General features: G+C 51.2%; 14 protein-coding genes. 4 read left to right on the top strand and 10 right to left on the bottom strand.

The window, feature by feature from the left end; all coding sequences use genetic code 11:
• Nucleotides 1–2 precede the first annotated feature (2 nt).
• From ACTTKA_RS00800 to ACTTKA_RS00845, 10 genes are all read right to left on the bottom strand, one after another.
• Nucleotides 3–731 carry an SDR family NAD(P)-dependent oxidoreductase gene (locus tag ACTTKA_RS00800; RefSeq protein WP_442723604.1) on the bottom strand — a complete coding sequence of 243 codons (729 nt, stop codon included), beginning with the start codon at nt 729–731 and terminating at the stop codon, nt 3–5.
• Between the two features lie 2 nt (nt 732–733).
• Nucleotides 734–1,255: an adenylyltransferase/cytidyltransferase family protein gene (locus tag ACTTKA_RS00805; protein WP_442714052.1), complete on the bottom strand. Its 522-nt coding sequence runs from the start codon at nt 1,253–1,255 to the stop codon at nt 734–736.
• A gap of 448 nt (nt 1,256–1,703) precedes the next feature.
• Nucleotides 1,704–2,804: a 4-hydroxythreonine-4-phosphate dehydrogenase PdxA gene (pdxA, locus tag ACTTKA_RS00810; RefSeq protein ID WP_442723605.1), complete on the bottom strand. Its 1,101-nt coding sequence runs from the start codon at nt 2,802–2,804 to the stop codon at nt 1,704–1,706.
• Entirely contained in the window at nt 2,797–3,867 is a 1,071-nt protein-coding gene (locus ACTTKA_RS00815) for a DUF4837 family protein (RefSeq protein ID WP_442723606.1), read from the bottom strand. The genes pdxA and ACTTKA_RS00815 overlap by 8 nt, the downstream gene beginning before the upstream one ends.
• Nucleotides 3,868–3,946: 79 nt before the next feature.
• Nucleotides 3,947–4,993 (bottom strand): 23S rRNA (adenine(2503)-C(2))-methyltransferase RlmN, encoded by a 1,047-nt coding sequence (gene rlmN / locus ACTTKA_RS00820; protein WP_442723607.1) that lies wholly within the window; start codon nt 4,991–4,993, stop codon nt 3,947–3,949.
• Nucleotides 4,994–5,144: 151 nt separating this feature from the next.
• Nucleotides 5,145–7,319 carry a peptidylprolyl isomerase gene (locus ACTTKA_RS00825; protein ID WP_442723608.1) on the bottom strand — a complete coding sequence of 725 codons (2,175 nt, stop codon included), beginning with the start codon at nt 7,317–7,319 and terminating at the stop codon, nt 5,145–5,147.
• A 101-nt stretch (nt 7,320–7,420) separates the two neighbouring features.
• Nucleotides 7,421–8,041, bottom strand: a complete 621-nt coding sequence (gene lptC / locus ACTTKA_RS00830; RefSeq protein WP_442723609.1) for an LPS export ABC transporter periplasmic protein LptC — start codon at nt 8,039–8,041, stop codon at nt 7,421–7,423.
• Between the two features lie 9 nt (nt 8,042–8,050).
• Entirely contained in the window at nt 8,051–9,418 is a 1,368-nt protein-coding gene (locus tag ACTTKA_RS00835) for a tetratricopeptide repeat protein (RefSeq protein ID WP_442723610.1), read from the bottom strand.
• Nucleotides 9,419–9,470: 52 nt separating this feature from the next.
• Entirely contained in the window at nt 9,471–10,709 is a 1,239-nt protein-coding gene (locus ACTTKA_RS00840; protein WP_442714045.1) for a hypothetical protein, read from the bottom strand.
• Nucleotides 10,710–10,841: 132 nt separating this feature from the next.
• Entirely contained in the window at nt 10,842–10,988 is a 147-nt protein-coding gene (locus tag ACTTKA_RS00845; protein WP_179859341.1) for a hypothetical protein, read from the bottom strand.
• A 128-nt stretch (nt 10,989–11,116) separates the two neighbouring features.
• Between ACTTKA_RS00845 and ACTTKA_RS00850 the strand changes: the two genes are divergently transcribed.
• The 4 genes from ACTTKA_RS00850 to ACTTKA_RS00865 all read left to right on the top strand — a co-directional run bounded on the left by ACTTKA_RS00850 (nt 11,117) and on the right by ACTTKA_RS00865 (nt 21,471).
• Entirely contained in the window at nt 11,117–12,346 is a 1,230-nt protein-coding gene (locus tag ACTTKA_RS00850; RefSeq protein ID WP_442714044.1) for a lipoprotein N-acyltransferase Lnb domain-containing protein, read from the top strand.
• Nucleotides 12,343–13,929, top strand: coding sequence for an alkaline phosphatase family protein (locus ACTTKA_RS00855; protein WP_442714043.1), 1,587 nt, complete (start codon nt 12,343–12,345; stop codon nt 13,927–13,929). Before ACTTKA_RS00850 ends, ACTTKA_RS00855 begins: the two co-directional genes overlap by 4 nt.
• Before the next feature lie 66 nt (nt 13,930–13,995).
• Nucleotides 13,996–17,340 carry a preprotein translocase subunit SecA gene (gene secA / locus ACTTKA_RS00860; RefSeq protein ID WP_442723611.1) on the top strand — a complete coding sequence of 1,115 codons (3,345 nt, stop codon included), beginning with the start codon at nt 13,996–13,998 and terminating at the stop codon, nt 17,338–17,340.
• Nucleotides 17,341–17,418: 78 nt separating this feature from the next.
• The gene (locus ACTTKA_RS00865; RefSeq protein ID WP_442723674.1) at nt 17,419–21,471 is read left to right on the top strand and encodes a hybrid sensor histidine kinase/response regulator transcription factor; all 4,053 of its coding nucleotides are present in this window, start codon (nt 17,419–17,421) and stop codon (nt 21,469–21,471) included.
• Nucleotides 21,472–21,754: the final 283 nt, after the last annotated feature.

Genomic DNA, 21,754 nt, shown 5'->3' on the forward strand with positions numbered 1-21,754 from the left:
TTTTATCGATATGCATAGCCGCCGTCTGCAACGACCACCGAGCCATTCATATAATTGTTTTCAATCAACATACGATAGATTTCCGCCACTTCGTCGGGACGGCAGAAACGCCCCATCGCCACCTTCGCCTCGATGTTGCGGCGTATCTCGACCGGTTTGTTCTTTTGCCAGTCGGTATCGACAAAGCCGGGTGCTACGGCATTGACTCGGATACCGTACGGCGCAAGGAATTTGACCAGATTCCTCGTCAGGGCATGAACGGCTGATTTGGTCACGCCATAGGATAGCGAGGTGGCATGCGGTTCGATCCCCATCAATGAGCCGGTGAACACGACGGCCGCCCCGCGTTGCATACGCCCCACGATGCGCTGAAGCAGAAACACCGGAAAATGCACATTGGCGAAGAATTGTCGTTCCCACTCGGCAAGATTCATCTCTTCAAACGTCGTGCGATACGTCGTTCCGGCATTCAGCACAAGGGCATCGAGTTTCACGCCCGAATCATTCAGACGGTTCTCGATCCGGTCGATTGATTCTTTCTGCGTGATGTCGGCCTGTAGCACATCGACCTTCACCGCATGGTCTTTCTGCAATGCGGCGGCGAGGTTTGCGGCGGTTGTTTCGTCGGTGTTATATGTCAGCAGCAAGTCATACCCTGCCTTGGCCAGACACAGGGCTATCGCTTTTCCGATCCCTTTTGTCCCGCCTGTAATCAGTACCTGTTTTGCCATTGTTACTTTGCTTTTTTCGATGCCGTTTTCTTCGGAGCGGTATTTTCGGCTGCTACCGGAGCAACTTCCATCGTTTTTACGGAAACAGGTTTTGCCTTTCGTTCATCTTGCAAATGCTTCTCGTACGAGTCGTGAATTGTCTTGCGCAGCGATGACGAAGAGACGCCCGTACCGTAGGGGAAATAAAAGACCTGCACATCGACATCTTTCAGATAGTCGTACTTCCCATACCAGTCATCGCCTACCACAAAAGCGTCGATATTGAGTTTTTTGACAATCTCGGTATGATCGAGGGTATGTTGCGGAATGACGATATCGGGCGTTTTGAGCGCTTCGATGATCTGCATGCGTTCGTTAAACGGGATGATAGGAGGCGCCTTATAGGAAGAAACCAACTCGTCGGTGCTTACCCCGACAATGAGGATATCGCCCAGACTGCGTGCATAGTTAATCATGCGTAGATGATTGTAATGGAACATATCGAATGTTCCCGATGTATACACAATCGTTTTATTTTTGAACATAATTCCTTTAGCTTACTGGAAGGGCAAAGATATAGCTTTTTTTCAATTTTTACAATTTATACTACCTTTCACACACGAAAGAGAGACGCGTTGGCCTTTTCTGGAAAACGGTATCGCATTTTCGTTGCCACAATGATGGTTTTAATCAATCTGTGTAGAGATTTATTTCCCGCATCGTTGTTTGTAATAAATCTGTGCGAAGATTTATTCCCTGCAAATTGTTTCTAATAAATCTGTGTGAAGATTTATCTCCCGCATCGTTGTTTGTAATAAATCTGTGTGAAGATTTATTCCCCGCAAGTTGTTTCTGATAAATCTGTGTAGAGATTTATTAGCCGCAACGCTGTTTGGTTAAAATTCCTGTAGCGATTTATCTCCCACAAATTATTTGCGATAAAACCGAACAGGAAGCGTTCGCCCGATTTTCCACGCGAACGCCTCCTCCTTGTTACGATTCGTCCAAATCGTCTTTCGTGAGATCGAGTTTGACGTTATCGTGCCCACCTTTGTCTACATACTCTGTCCGTAGGGGATTGGCCGTCATCTCACGGTAGATTTCGCGGTGGCGAAAGATGTCGATCGAAGCATAGACGGCATGGCGGAAAGAGACTTCGGAGGCTTCGTTTCGACCGGCAATATCGTAGGCTGTTCCATGATCGGGCGAGGTGCGGACAATGGGCAACCCGGCCGTATAGTTCACGCCGTTGTCCATCGCCAGCGTCTTAAACGGGGCCAGTCCCTGATCGTGATACATGGCCAGTACTCCGTCAAAATGTTGATACATCTTCGAACCGAAGAAGCCGTCGGCCGCGTAGGGTCCGAACGACATTACTCCTTCTTTCTCGGCCTCATTGATGGCCGGAATGATGATCGTCTCTTCCTCGCGCCCCAGCAAACCGGCTTCGCCCGCATGCGGATTGAGTGCCAGCACGGCAATGCGCGGACGGACAATGCCGAAGTCTTGCTTGAGCGAGGTATTGAAAAGTATGAGTTTGCGCACGATTGACTCTTGTGTGAGGCTGTCTTTAATTTCCGTCACCGGTACATGACCTGTCACCAACGCTACGCGCAAGTCTTCGTTCATCAGCACCATGAGCGAGCGATGCTGTCCGTTTTCGCCGAAGCACTCTTCAAGGTATTCGGTATGACCGGGAAAGCGGAAACCTTCGCATTGGATGTTGTGTTTGTTGATCGGCGCCGTTACAAGCGTATCGATCGCGCCGCGCTTAAGATCGGCCACCGCGGCCTCAAGGGCTTTGAAGGCGGCCTTGCCTCCGTCGCCGGTCGATTCGCCGGGGGTGGCCGTCAGTTCGGCCGGCACACAATTGATGATATTCAGCTTACCTTCCACCGCATCCTGAGGCTTTTGAATGACCTTAAAAGTCAGCGGTTCGATACCCAACGTTTTCTGATACGCAAGAGCGATTTTGAGCGAGCCGTAAATCACCGGCGTACAAAGTTCCATCATCCGGTCTTCGGCGAATGTTTTCAGGATGATTTCGTACCCGACGCCGTTGATGTCGCCGTGCGTAATGCCGACCTTAATCATTTTTCTTCCCGTTTATTTGCTGTTCTTCGTCTTGCGTATTTTCATTCATGTCGCCGACCGTGTCGAGCGGCTTGTCGAACTCGCCCGGCAGACGCAAGGTGTGCAACGCAGCTTCGAGCCGGCGGATGTAATTCCGCTTGTCCGTTTCGGGCGCATATACGAACCCTTCGGCCACCACGATGCGGTTGTTGGCCTCGTCGAGGCGCGCATAGCTGACGAAGGGCCCTCCCATCATGTCGCCTTCCATCTTCCACAAGCCCCGCAACACACCGCAATATTTGCCTTGCAGTTTTTTGACTTCGTACGAGAGTCCGAAAGGTACCGTCGTCATGTGAGAATTGGGGAACGCACCGGGGATATTCGCACCGAGAATCGAGTCGCGCATCGCTCTGAAATATTCCTGCGAGAACGTGTTGGCATCGGTATATGGGAACGTATAGACTACCACATCCATACGTCCGGTATTGGCATTGTTCGACGCCCAATAGAAATCGGCCGTATCTTTATCGGAAGTAATGTCGGAAGGCACATTGAGCATCACATCGAACTTGGTTTTGACCTTATCCATCACGCGAGAGCTGTACGTTTCCTGCATCACCTCGGCCATGCGTGCCATCTCCAACCGGGTGAAATAATCGGTCAGTATACCTTGATGCAGCCTCAGGTAATCGATGAGCATCGATTCGTTCGGAGCGGTAAAATATACGACGGTCTGCCCCGAAGCCCAACGATTTTTTTCGGTACGCAGCGAGAGCCTCGTATATTTTCCTTCGTCAATATCGACCATGAGGATGTTGCGAACATACGTCATGAGACCGTTAAAATCGTTCGGCGCCACATACGTAATCCGCATCGAAGGTTCGATCTGCGGAAGGCCGTGTACCGGCTGGCGCAGTTCCTCTTTCAGCACTGCTCCCAGCGTATCATTCCAGTTCGAAGGTGTGGCAACGACCACCACTTCGTACGGCATACCGGTTGCCGTCACTACCGACGGGGTTGAATGGCAGGCGCCGAGTAACGCCAGCAAAAGTCCCGCCATGAGAGTTAAAATCGGAGTTTTCATCGTGTATAAAAATTTTGTTTACAAACGTACATAAAAAATTTGATTGTATAACCCGTATGCCCGATAAAATTTCACTTTTCTACAAGCGCTTATCTTTTTTTTCGTCGTTCAAACGGGCGGTCGATAACATTCCGCAGGCCGCGAAAATATCTTCTCCTCGCGAAGCACGAATCGTACAGACGACGCCTTTCGCATTGAGCGCATCGCGAAACTGCTCCATCCTGGCTGGCGTACAGCTTTTGAGCGGCACGGAAGGAATGGCATGAAAACGGATCAGGTTCACGCGACACGGAATACCCTTAAGCAATGCCGCCAGCGCCTTGACATGTCCGAGCGTATCATTCAGTCCTTCGAAGAGGATGTATTCGAACGAGACGCGCCGCTGATGCGCAAAATCATATTGCCGCAACAATCCGATCAGGTCGGTGAGCGAGTAAGCCTTTTCGACCGGCATCAAGGACTGACGTTCTTCGGGGAAAGGCGAATGCAGGCTGACGGCCAGATGACAGGTGCTTTCGTCGAGAAAACGGCGCAGACCTTTAGGCACCCCGACGGTCGATACCGTAATCCGCTTGGGGCTCCAGCCGTAACCGTACGGCTCGGTCAGTATTTCAAGCACGTTGAACAGTTCGTTCGGATTGTCGAACGGCTCACCCATCCCCATAAAGACGACGTTCGTGAGCTTGTCTGACTCGGGTACCGAGCGGATCTGATTCAATATCTCGTTCGCCGTCAAGTTGGCCGAGAATCCCTGCTTGCCCGTCATGCAAAACAGGCATCCCATCTTACACCCTACTTGCGACGAGACACAAAGCGTCGCCCGGTTTTCGGACGGGATAAAGACCGCTTCGACTGCGCGCGCCTTGCCCGCCGAAAACAGGTACTTGACCGTTCCGTCTATCGAACGTACCGATTCGGCAGGCGCTACGGCTCCTACCTCATAGTGCGTTTCGAGCAACTTCCGTTTCGCCAAAGCGATGTTCGTCATATCTGCGATCGCCCCGACTTGTTTCCGGTACAGCCAGTCGGCCATCTGTCCGGCAGCATAAGCCGGCAGGCCTACTTCGGCAGCCACTTCACGCAATTGTGCAAGGGTCATCCCCAACAAACGTTTTTTTGCTTCCATTGTTTATGTATAAAACGATAAAAAACGGCGTGCCATCACAGGGGAATTGCTCCATTGCTTTTCATCTTACCCCTTCCTACACACCTTAAGAGGGTGCGCCAAAACCTTTCGTTTTGACACACCCTCTTTTATAATTCATGCCCAAAAAGATTTACTCGAAACGGATCCGATTGTCGTTTATCTTCGCCCCTTCCATCAGTTTCTGGATGGAGAAATAGCCGACACGCGGTCCCATATTTTCTTCCAACGAACGCACCTGCTCTTTTTCGTCATACGGCACATTCTCTTTTGTACGATTATACACCCTGAAGACGTACACCCCATTGTTTCCGGCAAGCGGACCGGCCAATTCGTTCTGAGCGGCATAGGCTACACCCGCATTCAGGACGGGCTCCATACCGATACCCGAAATCCGGGGCGTATTCATCGTAATGTATCTCACCGTGTCGATGCGCGAACCCATCGCCTGCGCATAGGCATCGATCGAGGTCAGATTTTTCGCTTTCAGATCTTTGACAATCTGCTCACCTTTCTTCTGAGCCAATAGCTCCATACGAATCATCGGAGCCACCGACTGCATCGGCTGATAACCTTCTTCCAGCACGTCGCGAAGGATCGCTACCACGTAGGTCGTTTGATAACCGTCGGTATTCGACAGTCTCGACTTACATTCTTTGATATCTGAAACAGTACCTTTCTTTTCGTTCTCGAAAGCCCAACGAACAACCTGACGGGCATCCTGAATGCCGCCGAGATTATGCTCTTGAGTCGTTACCGTTACATTCTGAACCAGTTCGTAATTGCTCTCCTTCACGGCTTCCGTTATCTTATCGGCCGTATTGTTTTTTGCCACAAAACTATTCAGGTCGTTGAACATTTGGCTGTATGTCTTATTGCTCGGCGCAACATCCATATACACATAACCCACTTTATATTTAGGTACACTGGCCGTACGTTCCGTAACTTTCATCAGGTGATAACCGTTCTGTGTCTTAATCAAGATCGGCTGATTCAGAGCAGCCGAAAAGGCCTCGCGCTGAAACTCGGCGCCGATATTGCTTTGCGCAATGGCAGCCTCGGTAAGCCATCCCAAGTCTGCTCCCGTTTCGGCCGCACCGAACGACGAATATTTCTTGGCCAACTCGTCCATGTCGGCTCCGCCTTTCAGGAGCGTCATCAAGCTGTCGGCCAAATGCGTCAGTTCGTTCGTTACAACACCCTGCGATGCCAGAAAAATATCGCTGATCTTCACCGAATCCGAAGCCATCTTCTTATCGACAAGTTTATATACACGATAGCTGTCATCTTTAAAAACAGGACCTTCTACCGCGCCGACCTCGGCCGTCGAAACGAAACGTTTCAAATCTTCATCCCGCATGTCTTTTTCCGACACGAAAAAATCCATGTACGGATTTCTGGAATATCTGGATATGATATGCTCAATGCTGTCGGTAGCCATCAGTTGAGCTCTTACGTCTTCGATTTCCTTGCTCACCTGCTCATAATCATCCTGACTCGGACGTACGTTGACGGCGATGTAATCGAGCACTCTCGCTTCGCTCTGCTTATACTGTTCCTTACGAAGGTTATAAATCTTCCGGATTTCGGAGTCGTCTACTTTCACTGTCGAGTCGGGAATGGAAGCGTACGACTGCATGGCATACACAATATCCGAACTCTCGATAGATCCTTCATATGCATCTTTAGCATCGATCGGATTGGCTACAATAGCTTTAGAGAGCAGATTCGTATATTTTTCCTGCATCCGCTGCATCTTCATGTTACGCTCCCAGAACAACCAGAAATCGCGCATGCGAGCCACTTCTTCGCGTTGTGCTTCGGGAACAGCCTCTATATTTTCAAGCGTTTTAAGTATGCTCAAGGCACGCGTCTTGCTGAACTGCTGTGTCTGAGGGTCGATAAACAAAGGATTCTGCTGAACGATCTGCGGCACATGGTCTCCCTGAATCATGTCGAACAATTCGTCCGAAGTCACATCAATACCGATCTTGTCCAATACGTCTTTCATCACAATTTCATGCACCATTGAGTTGTATACGCTCTGACGCAACTGCGTAGTCTGATCTTCCGTAAGACTTTGCAGACCATACTGCAACTTGTATACTTCGGTCATTTCCTCAATACGTTGCTGGTAATCCTGATAATCGACTGGGGTGCCGTCTACCGTCACCACCTGATTTTGAGAGTGCCGGAAATACGTTGATCCGGAATTCAAAAAGTCCTGTACAATAAATCCGAGTAAAGCAAGCCCAACCACGATAACAAGAAGCGGAGCATGACCTCTAATTTTTTCTAACGTAGCCATCTAATCTGTTTTCTATGTTTTTAATTTATTTATCCTTTATTTAGGGGCACAAAGGTACAAAAAAAAAGAAATGACCCAATTATTTCCTTCTTTTTTTATTTTTACGGCGAAAGTGGCGGTTCGGATTGCGTCGTATCCGCCTTGTCTGTTTCTAACGGTATCTCCGCCCCTGCATTGAAAATCCGGTATTGCGTAAGGGTGAGGTTGGACTCGAAGCCCATGCCGGTGTTCACAAAATCGCCTTTGGTAATGCGGATAAAACGATCGGAATAAACTTTCTTTCCCTGATCGTCCCAAAACAAAAGTTCGGTTTCGAACTGTTCTCCTTCAAGGTTCTTGACACGCACGTTGCCCGACAGCTTCCAAAGTTCTTTCCGTTTATAGTAGTAAGCCGTATCGGCATCGACACTCGCCTCGACCCGAAAGAGCGAGTCGAATTTTTCCAGATGTACTTTCTCCGGGAAGAACCAGTACGGCTCTTCCGCCTCGTCGAACATCAGCCATTCTGCAGTCACGACTTTATACCGGGTAATCCCAGAATCGGATACCATTGTCACAATTTGGGTCGCTTTCATCGTATACGAGCTATCCGGATCGAACCCGACATCTACGATTTCCTTCTTCTCGCCGCCACAGGAAACGAGGGCGCATAAAAGAGGCATAGCAATCACTCCGAAGAGGATTGCTATGCGAGATTGGTTGTTTGAGCGCGAATGCGTCATTCCGCGTTTTTATCTTACCGTCGTCTGCTCACCGATCCAGCCTCCGATCATGAAGCTTTGACCTTTATTCAGGTCGGGGTGCATAAACACTTCTTCCGTCGTGGGGAAGTATGAACTGTAAGTCGAAATCAGCGACGCAGCTTCACTGGCTACGGAAGGATCGACCGAACGAGCCTTCTGGAACTTATCTACGGCGGCATAATAAACGCATTTCTTCTTCACCGGATCATCGGGGAAGATGCTGGAAGCCGTCGCAGCATACGCCTTTCCGATCATGATGTACGCCTTTCCGTTATTCGGATTAATGCTCAGCGTCTTGTTGCAAAAGTTACGCATTTTCTGATACGACCGCTGTTCAAGTGCAATGGCTGCCAACGTAAAGTATATGTTTTCCTTCATTTCGTTATCGGTCGCCATTTCGGCCGCTTCGTTGAAATAGCGCTCCGCAGCATCGTAATCTTTCTTTTTTACAGACTGCTTACCCATACCCCATGCGATTTCCGCTGTTTTTTCTTTCTGATAAGCATACTCGGATGCTGCAAAGTAAGCATCGATTTCCTGACATCCGGCTCTTCTCATGAGCGAAATCGTTTCTTTAAGGAAATCCAGATTATCCTTGTTAGCCTCGATCTGATCAGCATAAATACTTTGCAGAGTCTCGCAATCGGCAGCTCCACTGCCCGAAAAACCTTTTTCCACACCAGCTTTCATAGCCGTCAGATTATCTACCAACTTTTGATTGCCGGCACCCTGAGCAGCCTTGATCTGCGCATCAAAAATGGACGAACATTTGAGAAAGTCCTGAACAAATTTTGCCTTATGTCCGGCTTCATCTTTTTCCATCATCTTATGTGAAGCAAACATGTACTGCGAAACAGCCAGTTCGTCCGTCTTTTCCTTATATTCATCCAACACTTGTCCTAACCAGCCATAGACCATCGGAATATCGGCCTTGTCGCCTTTGAGACTCAGGTAATCCTGCGTTTTACGGCCAACAATCCAATCCTTCCCGTATTTCGGGTCGTTCCCGAAATATTGGATACGCTTATCATACACAGCCATCAGATCGTTGATGAGTGCCTCTCGCTTCGTCGCGTCTTTTTCCTGCTCGATCTTCCAATTCATGATACGAACCCCGTAGAGGTAAATATCTTTGGTCGCAGCCGGACATTCTTCGTACGCAATCTTCCAGGACGGATAAGCATCCTGAAAATTGTTTACTTTGGCATAAGGAACAAACAGACTGATGTTTGTCAGGCAGCGAATGCTGTCTTCGCCCGAACCATATTTTGTTCCGTTATCCACTCCTTTCTGTGCATTGGCACCTGCTACTGCCGCCCAAAGACCGGCGACAACTAAAATTCCTTTCATTTTCATCACTATACTGTTTTTTTATGTTCAACAAATCAAGAAACCACAATTCTCTATTTTAATCCACCTTACGTTTAAAGAACCAATATTCGTTAAATGTATAGCTGACCGTGAACCGGAGATACTGCTCATTGATCAGTGCTTTACTGTCCGGAGCTATTTTCACATACTCGAACGAGGCATTGATAAACGAGCGGTTGTCCAACATGGGGAAGCCTACTCCCAATGTCGCTCCATATTCCTTATAACCGCTTCCGTTCACTTTCAGATACGAATCGCTGTAATGCAATCCGGCGCGATAACGGATGCGGTTCAGATACGAACGGGTGAAGTAGTTCGGTATATACTCTCCTCCGAGAGCGACGCGGAGACGATCTTTAAAGTCGTCGCTACGGTTGAAAAACTTTGCACCCGACCATTCCTGATAAGCGACATCAGCGGCCAGAATCATTTTGTAATCTTTGGTATAGGAGAGACCGAAGCCGTACGAATTGGGAATATCGAAACCCTGATTGCGCAACGTATCCCCCTCTATCGTCCGTTCAAAATATTCGGAATTGCTAACGACATGGTAAGCTGTCGTTTTCAGACGACGTTTCGGCGAATAAGCCCATCCGAATGTCAGCCGGTCCGTTTTAGTCAGCGGATGGGTGTATTGCATCCCCACATCGTATTTCAGATTATGTACAACCACCTTATTCAACCGATATAACGGGATATTCAGATTCGTTGCACTCTGATGATTTATATTTCCGAACATATAACTTACGTTCGCTCCAACTGAAAGACGCTTCTTCCATATTTCAACAGACAATCCTCCGTACACTTCGTTTAATCCGCCCGTGCCGGAAAATACATCCGTATAGCCCTCTTTACCTTGACTCGGCGCCATATAATCATATCCGACAGACGAATACGGAAGAATACCGATACTCATCGCCACACGGCGATGAAGTGGGAACTGCATGGCAGCATATTCAAAATTTCCGTTCAAATCGTTTTGTTTGCGCAGACCGTCATCAAGCCATGACATTTGCGCCGTAGCTCCCACATCGAAAAGAAAAGTGAGTGAATCCATGCTCGTGTACGAAGCGGGATTCATCGGGTTAATCTGCTTCGAAGAGCGCAACCCGTAGCCTATCCCTCCCATAGAGCGGCCGGCTCCGAACGAACGGTCGGACAGCATGCCATACCCGTAGCGCGTATAGGGTGAACGCGTGCTGTTTTGTGAAAACAGCGACATACTTAAGCTGACAAGGATGACAAAAATCAGCCCTGATCTACTATTTTTCAACATTATATTATATTATTCGATTTGATCCGATACATATTATATTTGAAGTTGCAAAGATGGAATTTTTCAGGCGTCTTTCAAAATAAAACACACCTCCGTCCGTTAAAAAAACAAAAACAACAGATTCTCTTCGTTTCAACCCATCTTTTTTTCGCGGATATACGCATGATTCTTTAATCGTTTCACCGACATGGTACGAAAGATGAAACGAGATAGATATACCTGTACTTCCCACATAATATTCCGATCGGACAGTTTGGACTCCGAACCGTCACCATCCATCTGTTTTTCCGTTAAAAAGAATTATCTTTGCGGACTTTATGAGGTGTAAGACATCGCATCAGACATCCGGAACGATTCGATAGAAATGCTTTTTATCGCATTGTCATGAACAAAGAAAAAAGAAGAACATGTTGAAAAGAAAACGAAACCTGCGTTGCGGAAAAGGGCTGCTGGCAGGCTTTTTGCTCTCCATCGCCCTTACCATCAGCGGACAGACAGCCAATTCAGGCAATCACCTCCGCATCAGCCTGCTGACGTGCTCGCCCAGCGACGACGACGTGTACACGCTCTACGGTCACACGGCCATACGCATTCAGGAAAGACTGGAAACGGAAAGTTTCATCCGCACGTCGGATTATGTCTTCAACTACGGTATTTTTGATTTTTCCAAGCCTAACTTTATTTATCGCTTTGCGTATGGCGAAACGGACTATATACTCGGCGTCATAGATTTCGAGAGCTATCTGAACGAATACCGGATGCGCGGCAGCGAGGTGTGCGAACAGATGCTCAACCTCGACTCGACCGAGCAGGCAGCACTACTCCGGGCACTCACGACAAACGCGCTCCCTGAAAATCGAGTATACCGGTATAATTTTTTCTTCGATAACTGCGCCACCCGTCCGGCCATGATGATCGAACAGGCTGTTCATGGAAAGATCGCATACGCCGAACGACCGGGTGAAGAGTCATTTCGCGACTTGATCAATCGTTGCACACGCTATCATCCATGGAACACCTTCGGCTGTGATCTCGCACTGGGCAGCCCGACCGACCGCACCATGACGCTGCGCGAGTCTTTCTTCATCCCCGCGCGGCTGAAAGAGGCGTTTGCAGAGGCATGGATCATCCGCCCTGACGGATCGAAGCGTCGGCTCGTTTCAGACACCCAAATACTCACGGAAGAAGTGAAAGACGAGCCCCAAAAGACTTTCTTTACGCCATTCGTATGCAGTCTGATTTTCTTCGCTATGGTCGCATTACTGACCCTTATCGAAACCCGCCAAAAGACCTGCCTCCGGTGGCTCGATGTCGGGCTGTTTTTCCTTGCCGGAGCGGCGGGATGCGTACTGTTCTTCCTCAGCTTCCTTTCCGTACATCCCTGCGTGTGGCCAAATGTCTCGCTCGGATGGTTGCATCCGCTTCATTGGGCAGGAGCCGTCCTGATGGCCGTAAAAAAACTTAACAAAGCCGCATATTGTTATCATTTCATTAACTTTGCGGCGCTTTGCGCAGTGCCGATCGGATGGATTCTCCTCCCTCAGCATCTGAACATCGCTTTTATTCCGCTGATGCTAAGTTTAATGTTACGCTCCGGAAAATACTTGATAAGAAGAAAGACAAAACATTTCGAATGATAAAATTCATCTCCTCTCTGATTGCGATTCTGGCGGTAGGCAACCTTCAGGCGCAACAGCATGCCCCGAAATTGGTCGTTTACATCACGGTCGACCAGTTGCGCGGCGATTATATCGAATATTTCTACAACACCTTCGGCGAACGCGGATTCAAACGCCTTTTCAATGAAGGTGCCGTATATCACAATGTCCGCTTCGGGTTCAGCAACGTTGATCAGGCAACGGCTTTCGCCACCCTCTTCACCGGCGCTTATCCTTGCACGCACGGCATCACCGGAAGTATACACTACGATTTCGAAAAAGCCAGAGAAGTTTCGCCACTCTATGATTCCGACTTTCTCGGCAATTACACGCGCGACCATTACTCCCCCCGAAAACTGCTGGCGGCAACGATCGGCGACGAGCTGAAAATCGCTTCGAAAGGGCGAAGCGAAGTCTATGCCATCGCACCTGATGCCGAAAGCGCGATCCTCTCGGCAGGACATGCAGCCAACGGTGCTTTCTGGCTCGATAACTACAATGGCAAGTGGGCTACCACGACCTACTACAAAGGTGTGCCGTGGTATGTGGAAAAATATAACAACGGAAGCGAATCGCTGCCTGCACGGTTAAGCACGCTCGTATGGCAACCGTCTCTGCCGGTCGGCAAATACGACGCACTGCCCTATGTGCAGGAAAACACGGCATTTCAGCACACGTTCAAGGCCAATACCGTAGGATGTTATCCCGACCTGAAGACTTCGCCATACGGCAATAAGGAAGTGAACAGATTAGCAGCTCAGTTCCTCGAATACGGGGCATTCGGAACACGCCCGACACCGGATATGCTGTCTATCACGTTCTATGCCGGAAATTTCCGTGATATGCCCGGCAAAGAGTATAATCGCGAGATTCAGGACACATACCACCAGTTGGACAAAGACCTCGAACAATTGCTCGACCTGATCGATAAAAAGGTCGGTCTCTCTCATACGCTCGTCGTGCTTTCGGGCACAGGTTATTTCAAGAGCGAAGAAACGCTCCCCGAAGGGATGAAACTTGCCGGCGGAGAATTTCATCCTAAACGCTGCATGGCGTTACTGAACATGTATCTGATGGCCATCTACGGTCAGAGAAACTGGATCAACGGATTTTACAACAATCAGGTTTTCCTCAACCGTAAAACGATCGAAGACGCCAAAATCGATCCGGCCGAATTTGAAAACAAGGCGGCGGAGTTTCTGCGCGAGTTCAGCGGGGTGGAACGTGTCACCACCGATATGGCGCTGCGTTCGGGCACGTGGAATGAGGAGATGGCCGACTTTCATCGCGGGACGTATCACACGGGACGCGGCAATCTGCTGATCTCGCTGCAACCGGGCTGGAGAATCAGCGACGAAGAAAACCCGAACGAAAAACCCCGCATCATCCGGAACAACGCGGTACCGATGCCGGCAATCTTCTTCGGATGCGGCATCAAACCGCAACATATTTACCGCGAAATCAAGGCGACGGAGATCGCTCCGACCGTCACACACGTACTGCGTATCCGTCCGCCGAATGCCTGCGACGAATACCCGCTTCCCGAAATCCGGCAACAGTAAGGGTTCGTTTGTCGGGTTTCACACCAAACATCTATTAACAACTAAGAAATTAACAAATACAACGATATGGGATTTAACGAAATAATGACGAAGTTGTTCGGCAACAAGTCACAACGAGATTTAAAAGAAATTACGCCTTACGTAGATAAGATCAAGGCGGCTTACCCGGCCATCGAGGCGCTTTCGCACGATGAGTTGCGCGCCCGTTCGGCAGATATCCGCAAGCGCATACAGGATTACGTGAGCGAAGAGAAAAAACGCATCGAAGAATTGCGCAAGGGCATCGACGGAAAAGAATTGGAAGAGCGCGAAACGATCTGGGCGGAAGTAGACGAAATCGAAAAGAAGATTGCCGACCAGTACGAAAAAGTGCTGGAGGAGGTGCTGCCCGAAGCCTTTGCCATCGTCAAGGATACGGCGCGTCGTTTCGTGCAAAACGAAGAGATTACGGTCACAGCAACGGATTTCGACCGCGACTTGGCGGCCAGCCACGACTTCGTACGCATCGAAGGCGACAAGGCTATCTATCAGAACCATTGGGTAGCCGGAGGCAACGAGGTGAAATGGGACATGATACATTACGACGTGCAGCTTTTCGGCGGCGTCGTGCTGCACAAGGGAAAAATTGCCGAAATGGCCACCGGCGAAGGAAAAACGCTCGTCGCTACGCTGCCCGTCTTCCTCAACGCCCTCACGGGCGAAGGCGTGCATGTGGTAACGGTCAACGACTACCTCTCGAAGCGTGACTCGGAGTGGATGGGACCGCTTTACATGTTTCACGGGCTGTCGGTCGATTGCATCGACAAGCACCAGCCGAACTCCGACAGCCGGCGCAAGGCTTATCTGGCCGACATCACATTCGGGACGAACAACGAATTCGGCTTCGATTACCTGCGCGACAACATGGCCATCAGCCCGCAAGACCTCGTACAGCGCAAACATAACTACGCGATTGTCGACGAGGTAGACTCGGTATTGATCGACGACGCGCGTACGCCGTTGATTATCTCCGGTCCCGTGCCCAAAGGCGAAGAACAGCTCTTCGACGAATACCGCACAAAGGTAGAAACCGTTGTCAACGCCCAGAAGAACTTGTGTACGAAGCTCCTCACCGAAGCCAAATCGAAGATGGCGAGCGACGACAAGAAAACGCACGAAGAAGGAACGCTCCTGCTCTATCGCTCGTTCAAGGGACTGCCCAAAAACAAGGCGCTCATCAAATTTCTGAGCGAACAGGGCGTGAAAGCCAGCATGCTCAAGACCGAAGAGTTTTACATGCAGGACAACATGCGCAACATGCACCTCGTAACGGACGATCTCTATTTCGTCATCGACGAGAAAAACAACAGCATCGAGTTGACCGACAAAGGGCTCGACCTGCTGACGGGTAACATGGAAGATCCGCAATTCTTCGTGCTGCCCGACATCGCTTCGCAACTGTCGGAGATCAGCAACATGGGATTATTGGAGGCGGAGAAACAAGCCAAAAAGGACGAGTTGCTAACGAATTATTCGATCAAGAGCGAACGCGTGCACACGATCAACCAGCTGCTGAAAGCCTACACGCTTTTCGAGAAAGACGACGAATACGTGGTCATCGACGGGCAGGTGAAGATCGTCGACGAGCAGACAGGCCGTATCATGGAAGGCCGTCGTTATTCGGACGGGTTGCATCAGGCCATCGAGGCGAAAGAGCGCGTGAAGGTAGAAGCGGCGACTCAGACGTTCGCCACCATCACCTTGCAGAACTATTTCCGTATGTATCATAAGCTGTCGGGGATGACCGGTACGGCCGAGACGGAGGCCGGCGAGCTTTGGAACATCTATAAATTGGATGTTGTCGTCATCCCGACGAACAAGCCGATTGCGCGTACCGACATGAACGACCGCATCTACAAGACGACCCGCGAGAAGTACAATGCGGTGATCGAAGAGATCAGCACACTGATCGAAGCCGGCCGGCCGGTGCTTGTGGGTACGACTTCGGTCGAAATTTCGGAACTGTTGAGCCGTATGCTCCACATGCGTAAGATTCCGCACAACGTATTAAATGCCAAACTGCACCAGCGGGAGGCGGAGATCGTCGCGCTGGCGGGACAGTCGGGCACGGTGACCATCGCCACGAACATGGCCGGTCGCGGAACCGACATCAAGTTGTCGCCGGCGGTACGCGCTGCGGGGGGATTGGCGATTATCGGTACCGAACGTCATGAGAGCCGTCGTGTAGACCGTCAGTTACGCGGTCGTGCGGGACGTCAGGGCGACCCGGGATCGTCCGTGTTCTTCGTTTCGCTCGAAGACAATCTGATGCGTTTGTTCGCTTCGGAACGGATCGCCGGACTGATGGACAAGCTCGGATTCAAAGAGGGCGAAGTGCTTGAGCACAACATGCTCAGCAAGTCGGTGGAGCGTGCGCAGAAGAAGGTGGAAGAAAACAACTTCGGCATCCGTAAGCGTCTGCTCGAATACGACGACGTGATGAACTCGCAACGAAGCGTGATTTACACGCGTCGGCGTCATGCTCTGATGGGTGAACGGATCGGCCTCGATGTGATGAACACACTCTACGACACGACGACAGCCCTTGTGGAGCAGGCGGTAGAAAGCGGCGATTTCGAAGGGTTCAAACTGGAACTTTTCCGCACGCTCGCGCTTGAATGCCCGGTTTCGGAAGAGACATTCCGCGAAATGAAAACCGATCAGCTCATCAACGAGGTGTTCGATGCGGTGCTGAAACAGTATAAACGCCGGACGGAAAGGATGGCACAAGTGGCCAATCCGGTTATCAAACAGGTATTCGAGAATCAGGGAGCGATGTACGAGAACATCATGATCCCGATCACCGACGGCAAACGGATGTACAACATCTCCTGTAATCTGAAAGAGGCTTACGAGACGGATTCGAAAGCCATCGTGAAGGCGTTTCAGAAAGCGATCACGCTGCATACGATCGATGAGTCGTGGAAGGAGCATCTGCGCGAGATGGACGACCTGCGCCAGTCGGTACAGAACGCCAGCTACGAGAACAAAGACCCGTTGCTGATCTACAAGCTCGAAGCGTATAACCTGTTCAAGGTCATGGTCGAGGAAATGAACAAGAAGACGGTAGCCGTGCTGATGCGCGGACAGATTCCGGTACGTGAAGAAGAGCAGCAATCGATGCAGGTGCGCGAGGCCGCTCCCGAACGACGCACGGACATGAGCCGTTACCGTACGGAGAAAGATACGGTAAGCAGCGGCGGACGGGCCGACGGCGGCGGCGATCCGTTGCTTCCCAAACCTCCGACGGGTGCGGGAGCGTCGCGGCAGCCTCAGGAGCCGGTGCGCGTGGAGAAGAAAGCGGGACGGAACGATCCGTGTCCGTGCGGCAGCGGCAAGAAATACAAAAACTGCCACGGCAAGGGACTCTAAACATTCCTATACATAATAAAAGAGACGCGCCGGAAGGTACGTCTCTTTTCTTTCGGAGAAACAAACAAGTTGAAAAAAATGATGCCGTTTGCCGCCCGTATATGGATATACCGCTTGCTGCTGACGCTTGTCGGAGGGACAGGATGTGCGATGGCATCACACGGCCGGAGCAGCGATGTGTACTTCTCGAAAATCGGTATCGAGCAGGGTCTGTCGCAGCTGTCGGTCATGAATATCTATCAGGACGAGCTGGGCACGATGTGGTTCGGCACGCGCGAGGGCGTGAATCTCTATAACGGGAGCAGCATGACCGTGTTGCAACCGAAAGAAGACGATCCGCATTCGCTGTCGGGCAATTTAATTAAAATGATCTGCGGCGACGGCAATGGCTCCGTATTCATCCAGACCCAAAACGGCATCGACCGGTTCGACCTGCGCACCCGCACCCTGTCACGGGTCACCGACACCCCATACGACGCCATGGCCTACGACACCGACCGTTTGTTGCTGGCCGCGCAGAACCGTATCTTTTCCTATCGCGACGGCAAGTTCTCGCTTCTTCTCGAAATAGGCCGTACACAAACGGTCATTACGCGGATTCATACGGGTACGAACGGACGGCTCTGCATCGGAACGGTCGATTCGGGGGTCTACACGGTCGGGGCCGACGGGCAGGCCAGGCCGCTTATCACGGGTTGCAGCCGCGTCTCGTCGATCTACGAAGACAGCCGGCAGAATCTCTGGATCGCCACGTGGCAAAACGGGCTGTACCGGATGACGCCGCACGGCACGGTCGTCAACTACCGCGAGAGCGCCGACGGACGCGCCCTGTCGTCGAACTTCGTGCGTACCGTATGCGAAGACAACAGCGGCGGAATATGGATCGGTACGAAGAACGGACTCGACCGGTTCGATACCGTCACGGAGCAGTTTACGCACTACGACTCGGAAGAGCACAACCTGCAAAAGTTATCGAACGAGTCGGTCTGGGACTTATACAAAGACCGTCAGGGTACGATTTGGGCAGGCACCTACTTCGGCGGGGTCAATTACTTCAACCCCGAGCACGACTTCTACACGTTCCATGACTTGCAAAAGGGGGTATTGAGGAACAAACCTTTTCCGGTCATCAGCCGGGTAATCGAGGCGGAAGACGGCCGGCTCTTTCTTTGCACCGAAGGCAACGGCCTCCTCTCCTACGACCCATCGGAAAAAACCTACACGGACTATGCAGCCCTGAGACAGAAAAATATCAAGACGGCTTATTACGACCGCGCTCGCCATCAGCTATGGCTCGGCCTGCATCTGGAAGGTTTGTGTATGCTCGATACGAAGACACAACAGGTCTCTTTTTACCGCAAAATCAACGTCGGCCTCTACGAGTCGAATATCGTCCGGGCGATCCTTCCCTACCGCGAGTCCCTGCTCGTAGCCACCTACAACGGGCTCTATCTGTTCGATCCGCACACGAAGCAATTCTCCGTCTTCTCCGAAGTGTTGCACCGATCGGTCACCTACTTCACCGACGTGCAAACCGACGACAACCAACAGCTGTGGGTCGCCGGCCACGGACTCTACCGGTACGACCTGCAGACGGGAATCTGCCGGAGCTATGCGCATCGCAAAGACGACCCGTCGTCGCTCAGCAATAACCAGATCAACAAAATCCTCATCGATCGCAAACGCAACGTATGGATTGCCACCAACGGAGGAGGAGTGAATCTTTACAATCCTTCGTCCGATTCGTTCACCCGCTTCGACTCCGAGAACGGTTCGTTGCCGAACGCTTATATCAGCAATCTGGCCGAGCTGCCTTCGGGCAAATTACTGCTGGCCACCACGCAGGGCTTCTCGACCCTCGACCCTTCCACACACGAGATCGATCATTACGGCCCCGGCAGCGGATTCCCGCTCAACTCGCTTTACAACGGCGGACTGACCGTCACGGCCGATAACGAAGTGTATATTGCCGGCATGAACGGCATGGTATCTTTCGCCGAAGACAAGCTGGCCGGCAACCTGCCGCCTTTTACGCTGCACTTCTCGCAACTGTGGGTCAACCATCTGCCGGTACTGCCCGGCGATGATTCGGGCATCCTGAACGCAGCCCTGCCGTTTACCGAATCCGTTGCGTTGAATCATAAACAGTCGATGCTCGAGATCGAATTTTCGTCCGATCATTTCATCGCAAGCAACCGTCCCGGTTTCCGGTACCGGTTACTGGGCTTGTCCGAACAATGGATGCCGGTGCAACCCGGCGCCCATCGGTTTAACTTTACCGGCATCCATCCGGGCAGATATCGCCTCGAACTGGAGGCTGTCTCGCCCATCGACGGCACCGTGCTGGCACGCACCGCGCTGAAGCTGAACATGGCTCCTCCTTTCTACAAGACATGGTATGCCTATCTGACTTATGCCCTGTTGCTGGCATTGCTGGCCGCGCTTTACGTGCGATTCGTCCAATCGAGGGTACGGCTCGTGGCCTCGCTCGAATATCAGAAGAAAGAAAAGGAGCATTTAGAGGCTGTCAACCAGTCGAAGCTGCGTTTCTTCACCAATATCACACACGAATTCCGTACACCGCTGACCATCATCGCCAGTCAGGTAGATACGGTCATGCAGACGGGTAAGACGTCGGCGGATGTGCACCGGCGCATGGCCAGTGTGCGTCGCAACATCGGGCTTATGCAAAACCTGATCAACGAACTGATGGAGTTTCGCAAGGCCGAGAACGGTAAGCTCGCGATCCGTGCAAGCGAACACGACATCGTTAAATTCATGCACGAAATGTACCTCGCCTTCGAAGAATATGCCGAACACCGACAGATCGATTTCACCTTTCATGCCGACCGGGAAAGCATACCTTTATGGTTCGACCCGGCACAGATGCAGAAAGTATTCTACAACCTCCTCTCCAATGCCTTTAAATATACTTCGGCAGGCGGGAAGATCGGGATGACCGTGAACGAACATGCCGACGAGGTCCGCATCGCCGTGCATGACAGCGGACAGGGTATTCGCGAAACCGATATCCCCCATATCTTCGACCGTTTCTATCAGGCAATCGATACCGGGCTGAAAACCGACGAATCCGTATCGCCCGGAACGGGCATCGGACTGGCGCTGACGAAACATATCGCCGACGCGCACGGGGCGCAGATGCTTGTATCGAGCCGGATCGACGAGGGCAGCGTCTTTGAAGTCGTGATGAAAAAAGGCGCCGGGCATCTCTCGGACGAGCAGAAACGCGAACGACCGGAGAGCGGCGAATGGCATATACGCTCCGTCGAAGTGTACGACGCGCTGCCCGACACGCCTTATCCCGACGAAACGGCCGAAAGCGTACATACGCTGCCTTCCATCCTGATCGTAGAAGATAACCCCGAGCTGCTTCATGTGCTGCAAAGCATCTTCGAGCCGATCTACACCGTTCACACCGCCTCGAACGGCGAAGAAGGACTCCGGAAAACCATCCGGCATCAGCCCGATATCGTATTGAGCGACCTGATGATGCCCGTGCTCTCAGGCAACGAGATGTGCCTGCGAATCAAAAACAATTTCGCCACGTCGCATATCCCCGTCGTCCTGCTCACGGCACAAACGGCCGTCGAAGCCAAACTCGACAGCCTGCGCCTCGGAGCAGACGACTACATCACCAAGCCGTTCGATGTAAACCTGCTCATCGCACGCTGCCGCAACCTGATCGACGGACGACGACGACTGCAGGAAAAATTCGGACGCTCGACCGAACTCCCTCCCTCGGCCATCGCCTCGAACGACATCGACCGCGAATTTATCGAACGCGCCCGTCAGGTCATCGAACGACATCTGGCCAACGAAGACTTCGACGTCGCCCTCTTCTCGCGCGAAATGGCGCTGGGACGCACCCGCCTGTTCCATAAAATCAAAGGTGTGACCGGGCAAACGCCCAACGAGTTTATCCAGACCATTCGGATGAAGAAAGCCACCGGCCTGCTTCAGAACCACCCCGAAATGAATATCGCCGACGTGGCATACAACGTGGGCTTCAGCTCGCCGAAATATTTCTCCAAATGTTTCCGCGAGCAGTTCGGAATGTCTCCCTCCGAATTTCGTGCCCGCCAGCTTGCCCCGCCCTCGGACGGGCAGTAAAGATCGTGATGATTTTGCTCCCGGCCATGCTTGTCCGATAACGAAAGAAACGACTGAACGGAAGAAAAAAACGCTCAATCGTCCATTTCTATGTTTTAAAACATCATTTATCTCTTTCTTTCCCGATATAAGAAGCTTAATTTTGGAGCGTAATTAAAAATTATTACTTCGGGAAAACCCCGAAAGGCAAAATCAAACGGATTGAGCCGTCGGGAAAACCCCGAAAGGCAAAATCAAACGGATTGAACCGTCGGGAAAACCCCGAAAGACAAAATCAAACGGA

It is taken from the genome of Tannerella sp. (assembly GCF_052170195.1).
Classification (GTDB): Bacteria; Bacteroidota; Bacteroidia; order Bacteroidales; family Tannerellaceae; genus Tannerella.

Coding starts and splice junctions, on each gene's coding strand:
- rlmN (WP_442723607.1), bottom strand. CDS start 4,993: ATGGAAGCAAAAAAACGTTTGTTGGGGATGACCCTTGCACAATTGCGT.
- ACTTKA_RS00815 (WP_442723606.1), bottom strand. CDS start 3,867: ATGAAAACTCCGATTTTAACTCTCATGGCGGGACTTTTGCTGGCGTTA.
- pdxA (WP_442723605.1), bottom strand. CDS start 2,804: ATGATTAAGGTCGGCATTACGCACGGCGACATCAACGGCGTCGGGTAC.
- ACTTKA_RS00865 (WP_442723674.1), top strand. CDS start 17,419: ATGATGCCGTTTGCCGCCCGTATATGGATATACCGCTTGCTGCTGACG.
- ACTTKA_RS00835 (WP_442723610.1), bottom strand. CDS start 9,418: ATGAAAATGAAAGGAATTTTAGTTGTCGCCGGTCTTTGGGCGGCAGTA.
- secA (WP_442723611.1), top strand. CDS start 13,996: ATGGGATTTAACGAAATAATGACGAAGTTGTTCGGCAACAAGTCACAA.
- ACTTKA_RS00800 (WP_442723604.1), bottom strand. CDS start 731: ATGGCAAAACAGGTACTGATTACAGGCGGGACAAAAGGGATCGGAAAA.
- ACTTKA_RS00805 (WP_442714052.1), bottom strand. CDS start 1,255: ATGTTCAAAAATAAAACGATTGTGTATACATCGGGAACATTCGATATG.
- ACTTKA_RS00845 (WP_179859341.1), bottom strand. CDS start 10,988: ATGGATGGTGACGGTTCGGAGTCCAAACTGTCCGATCGGAATATTATG.
- ACTTKA_RS00855 (WP_442714043.1), top strand. CDS start 12,343: ATGATAAAATTCATCTCCTCTCTGATTGCGATTCTGGCGGTAGGCAAC.
- lptC (WP_442723609.1), bottom strand. CDS start 8,041: ATGACGCATTCGCGCTCAAACAACCAATCTCGCATAGCAATCCTCTTC.
- ACTTKA_RS00850 (WP_442714044.1), top strand. CDS start 11,117: ATGTTGAAAAGAAAACGAAACCTGCGTTGCGGAAAAGGGCTGCTGGCA.
- ACTTKA_RS00840 (WP_442714045.1), bottom strand. CDS start 10,709: ATGTTGAAAAATAGTAGATCAGGGCTGATTTTTGTCATCCTTGTCAGC.
- ACTTKA_RS00825 (WP_442723608.1), bottom strand. CDS start 7,319: ATGGCTACGTTAGAAAAAATTAGAGGTCATGCTCCGCTTCTTGTTATC.